Source organism: Clostridium culturomicium, from assembly GCF_000821305.1.
GTDB classification, from domain to species: Bacteria; Bacillota; Clostridia; order Clostridiales; family Clostridiaceae; genus Clostridium_J; species Clostridium_J culturomicium.
This window is the reverse complement of the sequence record NZ_CCXK01000016.1, coordinates 212,152-227,760: the sequence shown is the minus strand read 5'-3', so window position 1 is coordinate 227,760 and position 15,609 is coordinate 212,152. Positions and strand designations below refer to the sequence as shown.

Below are 15,609 nucleotides of genomic sequence, written 5' to 3'. Positions count from 1 at the left end.
CCAAGCTAATATTTTCTATTTAAATAATCATTTAAAAATTTTTTGATAATATTTGTAGTTGATTTAGCATATTTGTGGTTATTTTAATAATAAATGTATAGAAAGCAAATTTTCAATAGTAGAGGTAAGAATATGATTATTGAGGATATTAAAGTAGGAAGAATTACGGTTCCTCTGAAAAAACCATTTAAAACTAAGCATGGAGTTTATAATTTTTCTAATGAAGTTGTTGTGAAAATTTATACTTCAAATGGCATTTTAGGAATCGGAAGTGCAGCTCCTGCTCCTAGAGTTACCGGTGAAACGGAAAGTTCAATTGTCGGAGCTATAAAGCATATTGCGGAAAATATTAAAGGGTTAGACCTTACATGCTTCCAATACGTTTTAAAGGTTATGGATGAATGTATAAGAGGAAATAATAGTGCCAAAGCAGCTGTTGAAATAGCTATCTATGATCTTTGGAGTAAACATCTTGGAGTACCTTTATATAAACTTTTGGGCGGATTTAATTCCAGTATTGTTACTGATATGACAATTATGGATGATGCTAAGATGGAGAATATGGTTAATGCTGCTTATGAAGCTACAAGAGAAGGATATACTCATATTAAAATAAAGCTTGGAAATAATATTGATTCAGATTTTGAAAAAGTTAAGTTTATCAGACGTGCAATTCCTAAGGGGGTAAAGATTAGAGTTGATGGTAATCAAGGTTGGACACCTAAGGAAGCAGTCAGATTAATTAAAAAGATGGAACAATTAGATTTAGATATAGAGTTTGTTGAACAGCCAGTAAAAGCGTGGGATGTTCAAGGGCTAAGATTTATTAAGGATAATGTTGATACCATGATTGTGGCTGATGAATCAGTATTTGGTTCACCAGAAGCTTTTAGGGTTATACAGGATAGAGCCTGTGATTTAATTAATATTAAGCTAATGAAGTGCGGCGGCATACAAAATGCAACCAAAATATATAACATGGCAGATACCATGGGAATTCGTTGTATGGTTGGATGTATGCTTGAAAGCAAAATTGGAATAACAGCTGCAGCAAGCTTTGCAGCTTCAAAGGGAAATATGATAATTGCTGATCTTGATACAATTATATATTTTGCCGACGATCCAATCGTTGGAGGCGTGACCTTTGAAGGAAATAGAATTATGCTGCCAGAAGAGCCAGGCCTTGGTATAAAAGAAATACGAGGTTGGGAAGAAATATTATAATGAGGATGTTGAAATTGCAGACAGAGGGCATAATGCTTAATGTCTGTGTTTCTTATTATATAGAAAAATAATATAAAGGAAGCTCCTTCTTATATGAATTCGAAGGAGTAAGTTCGCCTTAGCCAAATCAAAGATTTGGAGGCTCACTTAAGGAGGGTGATTTTATGACAGATGGAATTAAGAGTGAAATAGAAAAACAATTACAATTTGGCCTTGAGGAAGAAAAGCTAAAAGAAGTAATTGAAATAATTAATGCTGAAATATTAAAATGTGTTGAAAGAAGACAATACATTACAAATACTATATTAGAATACAGAAAAAATATTCTAGAAGAGTATAAGGATGACGAAGATAAAGTAATAGAGTACTTCGACCATGAAAACTATATCAAAGAAGAGAGCTTTAGAAGTACAGATAAAAAGCTTAAGGAATTAACTATCTTAAAACCGTCCCCATATTTTGGAAGAATAACCTTTAGAGAAGAGGATTATGGAATTGAAGATATTTATATCGGAAGATTTGGTGTAACTTTAGAGGAAACATTTGAACCCCTTGTGGTTGACTGGAGAGCGCCAATAGCTGCTTTATTTTATAATGGTACAGGGGATGAAGGCCACTATATGTCACCTAACGGAGAAGTAGATGTATCAATTCTTGGAAGAGTGCAGTATATAATTAAAAAAGGCAAATTAGAAGGTTTATTTAACTCTAATATAGAAATTAAAGATGATATGCTTCAGATGGTTTTAAGTAAAAACTCTTCTGATAAACTTAAAGATATCATTATGACAATTCAAAAGGAACAGGACGATATTATAAGACAGGATAAAAATAAAATTGTCGTGGTTGATGGAGTTGCAGGAAGTGGAAAAACAACTATTGCCCTACATAGAGTTGCCTACTTAATTTATAATTACAGAAAATTAATTGAGAATAAGGTATTAATTTTAGGGCCTAACAGAATCTTCATAGACTATATATCTAATGTTCTTCCAACCTTAGGAGAAACGGGAGTATACCAAACTACATTTTTAGATTTAGCCCTTGATATGATAGAAGTAGACGATGCTATTGATGTTAAAGCTGTAATGGAAAGAATTCTTAGTGGAGATAAAAAACTAGAGGAAACAATTAAGTATAAAAGAAGTCTAAAGTTTAAAGAAGACTTGGATAACTTGATAAATGAACTTAGTATTAATGGATACCCTATTAAAGATGTGGTATTTAAAGATAAGGTTTTAGTTTCTAAAGAAGAAATAGATAAAATGCTTCAAGAAGAATTGATTAATTTACCTCTATTTAGAAGAGCAAAAAAAATAAAGAGAATTTTATTTGCGAAAATTAAGGATGCCAGGGATGAAGCTTTTAGAGAAATAGAGAGTTGGTACAAAGAAAAGAAAGCTTCTTATACTCAAGAGGAATTATTGCTTCAATTAAATCATTTAGATTTTGAAAGAAGAATAAAGATAAGAGAGCTTATAAAATATGTAATGGACATAAAAGTTAACCTTAATTATCTTAATGAAAAGCCTATTGAGGAAATTTATGAGAAGTTTAATGGACACAAAGACTATACTGAAGATGATTTAGTTGGAATCCTATATTTAAAAATAAAACTTATGGGATTAAAAATAACTAGGGAAATTAAGCACCTTGTTATTGATGAAGCTCAGGATTATTCGACCTTACAATTTGAAGTGTTAAAGGATTTAACTAATACTAAATCTATGACCATTGTAGGTGACAGTAATCAACAAATTCTCCCTAAAGATGGGGCATCTTCTCTTCAAGAATTACCAGCGATATTTAAAGATGAACAGGTTGAAATTTTTAAGCTTAATAAGAGTTATCGTTCAACGAAAGAAATAATGGAGTATAGCAATAAATATTTAAATGATGTGTCTATAGTTCCTATGGTGAGAACTGGTGAACCGGTGGAAGAAGTTGAAGTGGCTGGAGATAATGAAGTTAAAGCAGCTGTCATTGAGGCAGTGCAGAATTTCAAAAAAGAGGGTTTAGAAAACATTGCGGTTATATCCAAGGATTTAACTTCTGCAAGCAAGTGGTTTAAGCTAATGGAGAGTGAGGTTTCTGCAAGGCTCATTGAGAAGGAAAACGTTCATCTAAATGAAGGAGTTATGGTAATGCCTTCATACTACGCAAAAGGACTTGAATTTGATGGAGCTATAATAATTGATGAAGAAATAAATCATAACTTTAAAGATAACTTAATGTACATTATGTGTACGAGAGCTCTTCATAAATTAAAGGTAATTAAAAAAAGTAAATAAACATAAAACATATGCCACTACACTTAACAGTTTTAAGCTAAGTAGACTTATACTGTTAAGTGTAGTGGCATTTTCATTTTAGACTGTTAAATCTTTTTCATATCCTTCTATTTTATTCAAAACTTCTTCATAAATTTCATCGGCTTTTGTGAAGTCCATGTTAGGTGCATAGAATCCTTCAAGATCATCATGAAGTGATTTTGCACATTTTATACAGTCTAATCCTTTTTGAAGGAGAATATAGAATATAGCTCTAACATCCATAATTGAAGATAAATTATATCCAATGGAATCTTTATCAAGATAATCTTCCAGGTCATATATAATTCCTTCACCTTCAAAGCTCATTTTGTTAATCTCATTACTAGTTAGAATAGCTGTGTTTAACTCAGGGATAATTAGATGTTCAATGTTTTGTGGGCAAAGAGGAGTATGAAGTATTTCAACATTAAAACCACGTTTAACTGATTCATCTGCTATATATTGAAGAATAGATGTTTTTCCTGTACCAGGACCTCCCTTCAATACATAAACTTTAGAAAAGTCTTTTATTATAGTAGGAATATAAGTAACAATCCCCTTAGGAGTAAAGGCAGTGGCAAAGAGGTGCCTTGCTTCGCCAGGCTCACTTAAAGCGTCGGGAAGAATTGTTGTTTTAAGTTCTTCTTTAAGAAGGTTAACTTTATAAATATCAAGAGCATTATTGTTGAAGGTATACCAATCTTCGTAGATTGATTTTGCGGCTCCAAAGAATCTATAAGCTCGCCTAAAGGTATTTCCTATTTCACCATTTACTTTTAAAACATCTTGTTTTAAGGACTTGAAATTTTCTTCCTTTAGGCATACTCCCATGTTTACAATATCATCAACAGCGCCAGGATTTATTGGATCTATCATATGAGGAGCTGTTCCATCAAGAAGTGCAACATTTAATTTCTTTATTAAAATTCCATCTAAAGAATCACTGTCAGAAGAACAGTGATGGAATTCAACATCAAAGCCTTTATCTAAGTAAACTTTTCCGATTTTTTTCATTAAAGAAGACTTACCAGTACCAGGACCTCCTTTTAAACAGATAATTCTTGTAGCCTTTTTCTGGGAGATAATGTAGTTAAAATGAGAATAGAAGCCTTGGCCTGTATTACCACCTAAAAAGTAGTGAGTAGCTTTTCCAGTCATATATTAATCCTCCAATATTTGTTTACATATTATACTATGCAAGAATTTAAAATATGTAGAGTAAAGAACAGTGATTTTATAAGAAAAAAACATCTATATCTTTGTAGACATAGATGTTTTGGGATTATAGCTCTATTTGTTAAGACGTGTTTAGTAATAAGATGGATCGACAGTTACGATAGCATTATGATTTGGCTGGATTTTTTTAAGCTCCATATTGATTTGTTGCTGCAGCTTTAGCTGAGATTCCTTAGTGATAACAAAGTCATGATTAACTACTACATCAAAAATAAGATTTTTGTAATCTCCTTCACCAACTACTCTGAAGTCATGGAAGGAATTGATAAAAGAAAACTTATCCAATACAGTCATTAATTCGTCTTTAGCACTTAGTATTTCTTCATCTTTTGTAGTAACTGGATCCATGTGAATTAAAAGATGAATATCAAGCTCTGCAGATATTTCTTTTTCAGCTCTATCAACAACTTCATGAGCTTTTACCACAGAAATGTCTTCAGGTATTTCTGCGTGAATTGAAGCTATTATTCTTCCAGGTCCATAGTTATGCACCATTAAATCATGAGTTCCATCGATATGTTCATAAGCTAAAAGCATTTTATGGATATCTTTAACTAATTCCTCATCAGGAGCAACTCCAAGTAATGGATCAAGAGTATCTTTTATAAGGTTATATCCAGCATAAAGAATAACTAAAGACACAATAACTCCTATATAACCATCGATAGGAAGAGTGGTGAATTTTGAAATAAGTAATGAGATCACTACTGTAGAAGAGGAAACAACATCGCTTAGAGAATCTACTGAAGAAGCTTTTAAAGCAGAAGAATTTATTTTATCTCCAACAGTTTTATAAAATTTGCTTAACCATACTTTGAATAAAATAGAAACTAACAATAGTATGAAGGGAACCCATGCAAATTGTACAGGAACAGGGTTTTTAATTCTGTCAATAGAAGTTCTGATAAACTCAAATCCAACCATTAAAACTAAAAATGCCACAATAAGACCTGAGATATATTCAATTCTACCATGTCCAAAGGGATGCTCTTTGTCAGCTGGTTTACTTGAAAGTTTAAAGCCAAATATAGTAACCATAGAAGCTCCAACATCAGATAGGTTATTTACTGCATCTGCTATAACGGCAATACTGTTGACGAACAAACCAACAGAAAGCTTAATTAAAAATAAAAATATGTTTACAACAATACCTACAATACCACCAAGGTATCCATAATCAGAACGAACCTTTTTACTTCTAGTATCATTGCTGTTCTTTATAAATTTTCTAATTAGAAATTCTGAAATCAATTAATACACCTGCCTAAATTAAAATTATAAGGATAGTATAAATTACTACCTTAAAAGTAAATTATAACAAAAAAAGTTATGAAAGCCAAATCAATAATGCATGATGTGAAAGTTTCACTGACCAAATCAAAGATGTGTAGTTTCATTTATTAGTATGAACTATATTTTAATATAAATTAAAGATTATAAGATTTTAAAGGAAAGTTGAATGAAAATTTGGTATACTAATGGTAATGTATTTGGTTAAAGGAGGAAATAAAATGAAGGAAGAATTAAAATATGCACAGCAGCTGATTGATTTTTTATATGATAGCCCTACAGCATTTCATGCAGTAGCAAATGTAAAATCAACACTTGAAGACAATGGGTTTGTTGAGGTGAAGGAAGCTGATAAATGGAGCCTAGAAAAAGGCGGTAAGTATTATACAACGAAAAATGATTCAGCATTAATTGCATTTACAGTAGGAAATGGTGAAGTAGAGGAAAATGGTTTTAAGATTGTAGGAGCTCATACTGATTCACCAACTTTCAGGATAAAACCAAATTCTGAAATGATCTCTGAAAATAATTATGTGAAGCTTAATACTGAGGTATATGGCGGACTAATCAGAAGCACATGGATGGACAGACCATTATCTGTAGCAGGAAGAGTTGTTGTAAAAGGAGAAAATCCACTTTATCCTGTATCAAAATTAGTTAATATTAAAAAGCCTATATTAATAATACCGAGCCTTGCTATACATATGAATAGAGAGGCAAATTCAGGCTGTGAATTAAACCCTCAAAAGGATACGCTGCCACTACTTGCAATGGTGACTGAAAAATTAGAAAAAGGAAATGCTCTTTTAAATGCAGTGGCTAAAGAGTTAGAAGTAGCAAGAGAAGAAATTATAGATTTTGATTTATTCCTATATGAGTTTGAAAAAGGTTCTATCGTTGGTTTAAATGATGAGTTTATATCAGCAGGAAGATTAGATGACTTACAAATGGTTCATGCAGGAATAGAAGCTCTTATACAAGCTCCAGTTACTTCAGGTGTTAACGTGATGGTTTGCTTTGATAATGAGGAAGTAGGAAGCTCTACAAAGCAGGGGGCAGATTCTGATATGCTTGCAAATGTATTAGAAAGAATTGTTCTATGTTTAGGAAAGGGCAGAGAAGATTTCTTTAGAGCTTTAGGAAAATCATTTATTGTTTCAGGAGATAATGCTCATGCAGTTCATCCTAACAGCCCAGAGAAGGCAGACCCAACTAACAGACCGATAATAAATGCTGGTCCTGTTATAAAAATAAACGCAAACTGTGCATACACTAGTGATTCTGATTCATCAGCAGTATATGAACTGATTTGTAAAGAAGCTGGTGTTCCAGTACAGAAGTTTGTTAATCGTTCAGATGTTAGAGGAGGGTCAACTATAGGACCTATTTCTTCAACTCACTTAAATATACGTTCTGTTGATATTGGAAATCCAACTTTAGCGATGCACTCAATTAGAGAATTAGCTGGTGTTGCAGATCATACTTATGTAACTAAGTCCTTCGTGAAATTCTTTAGTTTATAATAAAAAAGATACAGCTTGATAAAATTCAAGCTGTATTTTTATTGGAGTGATTTTATGTATCAATTTTATGTTATTTTTTAGTATCGAGAATATCTGAATCTTCATTATAGGTGTAGTCAAATTCAGCATTAGAAATATTATTTGCAACGATTGGATCAACAACATGGTTTGGTAGAAGAACGTAATCTTCAAGGGAGTAAGATTTAACAGGGGCTTCACTAGCTTCTAAAAAATCTCTTTCGTTTGGTCCATATTGTTTAGATTTAGTATTAGTTTTATTGTTTTTATTATCCATAAAACTTACCTCCTTTAATTGGGTATATATTTAAATATAAAATATGCTATCAATGGATTTAGTTTGTGCTATATAAACAAATAAATACTATATAAATAAAAAATATTAAAAGATTTGAATTGCTTTATCACAGAGAAAGAACTATTGACATAAGTTATTATAAGAATTATAATAATAAAAAATATTAAAAAATCGTTGAAGCGAAGTAAGTAGTATTAAAAACAGATTTAAAGAGAGTGATAGCTGGTGGGATTATCATAATTATGCTTAATATGAATGGGTCGCTGAGATGCTGGGTGAATTTTAAGTAGCTTAGCACGTTAGCTCACGTTACAGAGCTAGGATATGAATGTATCTTAAGGAGATGAAAGCTAAGCTTTCAAGATAGGTGGTACCGCGTAATTTATGCCCTATGGAATTATTTCCATAGAGCTTTTTTTATTATATTGATGAAATGAAGGGAGAATTAATTATGGATGAAAAGAAAAAAGTAATTGTTAGTGGAATAAAGCCTTCTGGCGATTTAACTTTAGGAAATTATTTAGGAGCTATAAAGAACTGGGTTAAGCTTCAAGATGAGTATGACTGTTATTTCTTTATTGCAGATTTACATGCAATAACAGTAAGGCAAGTACCAGCAGAGCTTAGAAAAAGAAGTTTAGAGGTTTTAGCTATTTATATTGCTGCAGGGGTTGACCCAGAGAAGAATACTATGTTTATTCAATCACATGTACCAGCTCACTGTGAGGCTTCATGGCTTTTAACTTGCAACAGCTACATGGGAGAGCTTGGCAGAATGACTCAATACAAGGATAAATCAAAGAATAAAGAAGGGGACAGCATAAGTGCAGGTCTTTTCAACTATCCAGTTTTAATGGCAGGGGATGTTCTTTTATATCAAGCTGATTTAGTTCCAGTAGGAGTTGACCAGGTACAGCATTTAGAATTAGCTAGAAATATAGCTGAAAGATTTAATAGAGCTTACAGTCCAACATTTACAGTGCCTAATGCTTATATAGGAAAAGCTGGTGCGAAGATTATGGATTTACAAAATCCAACTAAGAAAATGTCTAAGTCAGAAGAAAATCCAAATGGATATATCTTAATCTTAGATCCACCAGAAGTAATAAGAAGAAAAGTTTCTAGAGCTGTTACTGATAGTATTGGTGAAGTAAGATTTAGTGATGACCAGCCGGGAGTTAAAAATCTTATGACTATATTAAGTACTATAACAGGAATGACAATGGAAGAAATTGAAGCTAAGTATGAAGGTCAAGGGTATGCGCAATTTAAAAAAGATGTGGCAGAGGCAATAGTTGAAGAATTAGAACCTATACAAGAAAAAGTTAAGGGATTATTGAGTGATAAAAAGCAGTTAGAAGAAATATATAAAGCGGGAGCTGAAAAAGCTAACTACATTGCAACAAAAACTTTAAGGAAAATGCAGAAGAAAATAGGTTTAGTTCAGTACTAATAAAAGCCCCAATATAAAATTTCACTAAGGTGAAAAGCTTATATTGGGGCTTTTATATATGATTATTTAGACTCAGTATCGTCTTTTAATTCAGCTTTGATGTTTAGTATATCAAGAACTTGTTTTGCTCTTTCTTTAGTTGAACCTGTTAGGGTTGTATAAGAAATAGCTTCTGTTTTTAAGAAAGATAAGATTGCGTTATCTACTGCTATTGCAATATCTTCATCCTGCCATCTAACTCCATCTTTTTCATATCCAAATTCTCTACCAACATAGAAAATATGATCATAGTTTTGGATATCTTTAATCGCAAGACCATATAAATCTTTAAGGATTTCAATTTCTTTGTTAGTACGAGTTTTGTCTCCAAGCATAAATCTTGCGTAAATATAAGGTACAAAAGTTGCATAGTCAGTTAAAGCGTAATCAAAAACTGAAAGCTCTGCCTCTAATTTGAATTGACCAAGGTAAATTCCATATTGCTCTGAAATTGTCTCAATCATACCTTTTTCTCTTAAATAATCTGTGCTGTACTCAGCTGCACATCCAACATTAAGTCCAGCAATTTTCATATCTACATAAAGTTGTTGCATAAGGGTGGTTTTACCACAACGTGGGCCACCTAAAATAGCTACTCTAACAGTCATAATTATAGCCTCCATATTCTAATAGAATATTATTATAACAATAGGGAGTAGATTTTTCAATAATAATCCCTATAAAAACACATACATTACTGTAGGTTTTCATAAGATTGTATGGAAAATTGTCAAATTATGATGAAGTTTTTTAAAAAATATAGTATAATTTTAGTGATTTGATTTATGCAAGAAAAGGTGTATAATATATTAATGATTTACTTGATACATTGGGGGGTGATGTTATGGAGAACGGGAAAAAAATATACGTAATGCTTAGCCAGACTGGCACATACTTTTCAAGGCTTATAAAGTTTTATACTGGATATAATTATAATCACACATCCATTGCCCTAGATAAAGATTTAAGGGAATTGTACAGCTTTGGACGTAGAACAAGCTATTTTCCATTCTTCCCTGGGTTTGTTAAGGAAGAAATTGATGGCGGGATATTTAAGATGTATGATAAAACAACCTGCAGAGTATATGAACTTACCGTTACTGAAGAAGAGTATAATGAAGTGAAAAAAATAATTGATGGATTTAACAGTGAGTATGATAAATATAAGTACAGTTTTTTAGGAATTCTGGCTATTATGCTTCATATACCACATGAAAGACGATATCGTTTTGTATGTTCACAATTTGTGGCTCATGTGCTTAAAGAAGGAAAAGTGGTTGAGTTTGATAAACCAGTTTCATTAATTAAACCAGAGGATTTTGATAACTTAGAGAATGGACATGTTGTTTATACTGGATTGTTAAGAAATTATGCAGTTAGCTAAAGAGGAATTATATTTACTTAATTTAAATTTTTATATATTTTAAAGATTGAAAAGCAGCAAGAAACAAAACCTTGCTGCTTTAATTTTGTATTAATAAATTTTTTATAATATTATTTGTGTTTATAAGTTATATTATGTTATTATATAAATTGTGTAAAAAAGAGAAATAATAATATGGATTCTTAATTATAGATGTTAATTTGATAAAGGAGTTAATTATAAATGGCTGATTATATAAATGAAATAGAAAAAAGAAGAACCTTTGCAATTATATCTCACCCAGATGCTGGTAAAACAACACTTACTGAGAAGTTGCTTTTATATGGAGGAGCAATAAGACTTGCAGGTTCTGTTAAAGCAAGAAAAACTTCAAAACATGCTGTATCTGACTGGATGGAAATTGAGAAGAAGAGAGGAATTTCCGTTACTTCTTCTGTAATGCAGTTTGAATATGAGGGATATTGCATCAATATCCTTGATACTCCTGGACACCAAGATTTTAGTGAGGATACTTATAGAACTCTTATGGCGGCAGATAGTGCGGTAATGGTTATCGATGGAGCAAAAGGGGTAGAGGATCAAACAAGAAAGTTATTCCATGTAGCTAGTATGAGAGATATTCCTATATTTACATTTGTAAATAAGATGGATAGAGAAACTAGAGATCCTTTTGAATTAATGGAAGAGATTGAAAATGAGCTTGGAATAAAGTCATATCCAATTAATTGGCCAATAGGAACTGGTATGCACTTTAAAGGGGTTTATGACAGAGAACATAGACAAATTCATATATTCAAAGCTGGTGACCACGGCCAAGTAGAGGTTAGTGAAACAATTATAGATTTAGATGATGAAGCTACAGCTAGGGAAGCTATTACTGATAGTCTTTATGAAAAGCTACTCGAAGATATAGAATTACTTGATATAGCTGGAGATGAGTTTGATGAAGAGAAGGTTAGAGTAGGAGATCTTACTCCAGTATTCTTTGGAAGTGCTTTAACTAACTTCGGAGTAGAACCCTTCCTTGAAAGCTTCTTAAAGCTTACAACATCACCATTAGGAAGAAATTCAGATATAGGGGAAATTGACCCAAAGGAAGATAACTTCTCAGCTTTCGTATTTAAAATTCAAGCAAATATGAATAAAGCTCACAGAGATAGAATAGCATTTATGAGAATATGTTCAGGGCAATTTGAGAAGGGAATGGAAGTATTCCACGTTCAAGGTGGGAATAAAATTAAACTAGCTCAGCCTCAGCAGTTCTTAGCACAGGATAGAGAAATTGTGGATAATGCTTATGCTGGAGATATTATAGGTGTATTTGATCCAGGTATATTCAGTATAGGGGATACTCTTTGCTCACCAAGTAAGAAGTTTAAGTTTGAAGGAATACCAATCTTTGCTCCAGAACATTTTGCTAGAGTTAAAGCTGTTGATACTATGAAGAGAAAGCAGTTTATTAAAGGGGTAACTCAAATTGCGCAAGAGGGAGCTATTCAGGTATTTAAAGAACTTTATATTGGAACAGAGCAGATTATCGTTGGAGTTGTTGGAGTTCTTCAGTTTGAGGTTCTTGAGTTCAGATTAAAGAATGAGTACAATGTTGACATCAAAATGGAGATGCTTCCATTTAGAAATATTAGATGGATTGAAGCATTAGAAGGTAAAGCTGAAGATTTAAGTATTACTAGTGATTCTAAAATAGTAAAAGACTTTAGAGACAGAGACCTTATCATATTCCAAAATGATTGGGGTATCAGTTGGGCTTTAGATCACAATAAAGGCTTAGTGCTTTCTAATATTGGAAAAGGTGAATAAGTTATAGATTTTTAGGCATGTAGTAGGATTATACTACATGCCTTTTTAATTTTGAAATAAATTAAGAGGATATGGAATGATGTTTTTTTATATTATTCTCTATTTGTTAGGAGTGAGTTTCATTTAACTTACTTCTATTTTTCATTTTTTCGGGAAAGCTAAAGGAAAATACTTATTATTAAATTTTTTATATTTGTGTTGACAAAATGGAAAATGAGGATTAATATAAAGATACACCCCCCCCAGGGGAGGGGAGTAGGAGGTAGAAATGAGCGAAGAAAGAAAAAAAGCACTTCAGCTATTGAAAACAGCTAGAGGTCAGATTGATGGAATCATAAAAATGATTGAAGAAGATAGATATTGCATAGATGTATCTAATCAGATTTTGGCATCTCAATCACTTGTAAAGAAAGCTAACTTAGAGGTTCTTAAAGGACATTTAAATCATTGTGTGAAGGAAGCTTGTACTAGCGATAATAATGCTGATGCCAAAATTAAAGAAATAAATAGCATATTAGAAAAAATTATATGTAAATAAGAAGGTGATAAAATGGAGAATAAATCTTTTAAAATAGAAGGGATGACTTGCTCAGCTTGCGCTAATAGAGTAGAAAGAGCAGTTAAAAAATTAGATGGAGTTGAAAGCTCAGTAGTTAACTTTGCAACGGAAACCTTGACTGTTAAATATGATAATGGAAAGGTTGGAGCTGACAATATAGTTGGTGCAGTTACAAAGGCTGGATATGGAGTAAAGAAAAATATGAAACTTCATAATTTCAAAGTAGAAGGAATGACTTGTTCGGCATGTGCTAATAGGGTAGAGAGAGTCACAAAAAAATTATCAGGGGTAGAGAGTTCCTCAGTTAATTTTGCTACAGAGAAGCTTACAATAGTAATGAATGAGGATGAAGTTAGTTACGGAGATGTAAAGGCGGCAGTTGAGAAGGCTGGATATAAACTTATAAGAGAAGAAGAAAAGGTTGATGAGGGAAAAGAAAAAAAGAAAGATGAAGCTCATACCTTGTTGATGAGATTTATATGGTCTTTAGTATTTGCAATTCCACTTTTAATAATAAGTATGGGTCATATGGTAGGGATGCCTCTTCCAGCGGTTTTAGATCCAATGATAAGTCCACTTAATTTTGCTCTAGTTCAACTAGTATTAACTGTACCAGTAATGCTAATAGGATATAAGTTTTACAAAATTGGAATTAAAAATCTTTTCAGATTAAGTCCAAATATGGATTCACTTATAGCAATAGGAACACTAGCAGCTTTTGTATATGGGATATTTGCAATATATAAAATTCAAGGCGGAGACCATGGATACGCTATGCACTTATACTTTGAGTCAGCAGCGGTTATTCTAGCTCTTATTACTCTAGGAAAATATTTAGAAGCTGTTTCAAAGGGAAAGACATCTCAAGCTATAAAAGCACTTATGGGATTAGCTCCAAAGACTGCTAGAATCATAAGAGATGGCAATGAAATAGAAGTACCATTAGATGAAGTAGTGGCAGGAGATATAGTTTTAGTTAAACCAGGGGAGAAACTTCCAGTTGACGGAGAAGTTATAGAAGGAAGTACAGCTATTGATGAATCAATGCTTACAGGTGAAAGCTTACCAGTAGAAAAAACTGTGGGAAGCAAAGTTATTGGAGCAAGTATCAATAAAACAGGCTTTATCAAATATAAGGCTACAAAGGTTGGGAAAGATACAGCCCTTGCTCAAATAATAAAACTTGTGGAAGATGCACAAGGTTCCAAAGCACCAATAGCAAAACTTGCAGATGTTATTTCAGCATATTTTGTACCGATAGTTATAGGATTAGCAATATTAGCAACAGTAGGATGGTTAATTGCGGGTGAATCACCAGAGTTTGCCATGACAATATTTATAGCAGTCCTTGTAATAGCATGTCCATGTGCCCTTGGACTTGCAACTCCAACAGCAATTATGGTTGGAACAGGAAAGGGTGCAGAAAATGGAGTTTTAATTAAAGGTGGAGAGGCCTTAGAAGTTACTCACCAGCTTAAAACTATTGTGTTTGATAAAACAGGAACAATAACTGAAGGAAAGCCGGTTGTTACAGATGTTGTAACTGATGGATATTCAGAAGATGAGATTCTTGCTTTAGCAGCTAGTGCTGAAAAAGGATCAGAACATCCACTAGGAGAAGCTATAGTAAAAGGTGCAGAAGCAAGGGGATTAAGTCTTAAGTCTATAGAAAAGTTTAATGCAATCCCAGGCCATGGGATAGAAGTTATTATTGATGGGAAAGATATTTTCCTAGGAAATAAAAAATTAATGACAAGAGAAAAAATTGATATAGAACATCTAGGCGAAAAATCAGATACTTTAGCATCAGAGGGAAAAACTCCAATGTATGTAGCTATTGATGGAAAACTTGCAGGAATTATAGCAGTTGCTGATACTGTAAAGCCTAGCAGTAAAAAAGCTATAGAAACTTTACATGAAATGGGTATTAAGGTTGCTATGATAACTGGAGATAATAAAAGAACAGCAGATGCTATTGCAAAGCAGGTTGGAATAGATATTGTTCTATCTGAAGTTCTTCCAGAGGATAAATCTAACGAAGTTAAAAAGCTTCAAGCAAATGGCGATAAGGTAGCTATGGTTGGAGATGGTATTAATGATGCTCCAGCTCTTGCGCAAGCGGATATAGGAATAGCTATAGGTTCAGGAACAGACGTTGCAATTGAATCAGCAGATATAGTTTTAATGAGAAGTGATTTAATGGATGTTATTACAGCAGTTAAATTAAGTAAAGCAACCATTAGAAATATAAAACAAAACTTATTCTGGGCCTTTGGATATAACGTGCTAGGAATTCCAGTTGCAATGGGTGTATTACACATTTTTGGAGGACCACTTTTAAATCCAATGATAGCAGCTGGTGCTATGAGTTTAAGCTCAGTATCAGTACTTACTAATGCTCTAAGGCTTAGAAGATTTAAAGCTTAATATATAAAAATTAATAATAAATATTAGT

Annotated in this window: 12 protein-coding genes and 1 other annotated feature; of the genes, 8 read left to right on the top strand and 4 right to left on the bottom strand. The window is 32.5% G+C overall.

All coding sequences use genetic code 11. The features are described from left to right. Positions 1-93: 93 nt before the first annotated feature. Together BN1075_RS10515 and BN1075_RS10510 are read left to right on the top strand one after the other, a co-directional pair. Positions 94-1,224 (top strand): dipeptide epimerase, encoded by a 1,131-nt coding sequence (locus tag BN1075_RS10515; RefSeq protein ID WP_235777783.1) that lies wholly within the window; start codon positions 94-96, stop codon positions 1,222-1,224. Positions 1,225-1,388: 164 nt separating this feature from the next. Beyond that, the gene (locus tag BN1075_RS10510) at positions 1,389-3,515 is read left to right on the top strand and encodes a HelD family protein (protein WP_040193105.1); all 2,127 of its coding nucleotides are present in this window, start codon (positions 1,389-1,391) and stop codon (positions 3,513-3,515) included. A gap of 78 nt (positions 3,516-3,593) precedes the next feature. Here BN1075_RS10510 and BN1075_RS10505 read toward each other — a convergent pair whose 3' ends face one another. Both BN1075_RS10505 and BN1075_RS10500 read right to left on the bottom strand, forming a co-directional pair. Continuing rightward, positions 3,594-4,694, bottom strand: coding sequence for a PRK06851 family protein (locus tag BN1075_RS10505; RefSeq protein ID WP_040193104.1), 1,101 nt, complete (start codon positions 4,692-4,694; stop codon positions 3,594-3,596). A 150-nt stretch (positions 4,695-4,844) separates the two neighbouring features. Further along, the gene (locus BN1075_RS10500) at positions 4,845-6,023 is read right to left on the bottom strand and encodes a cation diffusion facilitator family transporter (protein ID WP_040193103.1); all 1,179 of its coding nucleotides are present in this window, start codon (positions 6,021-6,023) and stop codon (positions 4,845-4,847) included. Between the two features lie 260 nt (positions 6,024-6,283). On the opposite strand from BN1075_RS10500, the gene BN1075_RS10495 reads away from it, so the two are divergent. After that, the gene (locus BN1075_RS10495; RefSeq protein WP_040193102.1) at positions 6,284-7,585 is read left to right on the top strand and encodes a M18 family aminopeptidase; all 1,302 of its coding nucleotides are present in this window, start codon (positions 6,284-6,286) and stop codon (positions 7,583-7,585) included. A gap of 70 nt (positions 7,586-7,655) precedes the next feature. On the opposite strand, the gene BN1075_RS10490 is transcribed toward BN1075_RS10495, so the two are convergent. Continuing rightward, positions 7,656-7,880 (bottom strand): hypothetical protein, encoded by a 225-nt coding sequence (locus tag BN1075_RS10490; RefSeq protein WP_040193100.1) that lies wholly within the window; start codon positions 7,878-7,880, stop codon positions 7,656-7,658. Positions 7,881-8,066: 186 nt separating this feature from the next. Then, positions 8,067-8,296: a binding site (T-box leader), on the top strand. A gap of 56 nt (positions 8,297-8,352) precedes the next feature. Between BN1075_RS10490 and trpS the strand changes: the two genes are divergently transcribed. Continuing rightward, positions 8,353-9,354 (top strand): tryptophan--tRNA ligase, encoded by a 1,002-nt coding sequence (gene trpS / locus BN1075_RS10485; RefSeq protein ID WP_040193099.1) that lies wholly within the window; start codon positions 8,353-8,355, stop codon positions 9,352-9,354. Between the two features lie 62 nt (positions 9,355-9,416). On the opposite strand, the gene BN1075_RS10480 is transcribed toward trpS, so the two are convergent. Beyond that, on the bottom strand, positions 9,417-10,001 hold the full coding sequence (locus BN1075_RS10480) for an AAA family ATPase (RefSeq protein WP_040193098.1): 585 nt from the start codon (positions 9,999-10,001) through the stop codon (positions 9,417-9,419). A gap of 236 nt (positions 10,002-10,237) precedes the next feature. Between BN1075_RS10480 and BN1075_RS10475 the strand changes: the two genes are divergently transcribed. From BN1075_RS10475 to BN1075_RS10460, 4 genes are all read left to right on the top strand, one after another. Next, positions 10,238-10,777, top strand: coding sequence for a hypothetical protein (locus tag BN1075_RS10475; protein ID WP_040193097.1), 540 nt, complete (start codon positions 10,238-10,240; stop codon positions 10,775-10,777). 222 nt (positions 10,778-10,999) lie between these two features. Further along, positions 11,000-12,595 (top strand): peptide chain release factor 3, encoded by a 1,596-nt coding sequence (locus tag BN1075_RS10470; RefSeq protein ID WP_040193096.1) that lies wholly within the window; start codon positions 11,000-11,002, stop codon positions 12,593-12,595. 268 nt (positions 12,596-12,863) lie between these two features. Further along, the gene (locus BN1075_RS10465) at positions 12,864-13,133 is read left to right on the top strand and encodes a metal-sensing transcriptional repressor (RefSeq protein WP_040193095.1); all 270 of its coding nucleotides are present in this window, start codon (positions 12,864-12,866) and stop codon (positions 13,131-13,133) included. Positions 13,134-13,145: 12 nt separating this feature from the next. Next, positions 13,146-15,581: a heavy metal translocating P-type ATPase gene (locus BN1075_RS10460; RefSeq protein ID WP_040193094.1), complete on the top strand. Its 2,436-nt coding sequence runs from the start codon at positions 13,146-13,148 to the stop codon at positions 15,579-15,581. Positions 15,582-15,609: the final 28 nt, after the last annotated feature.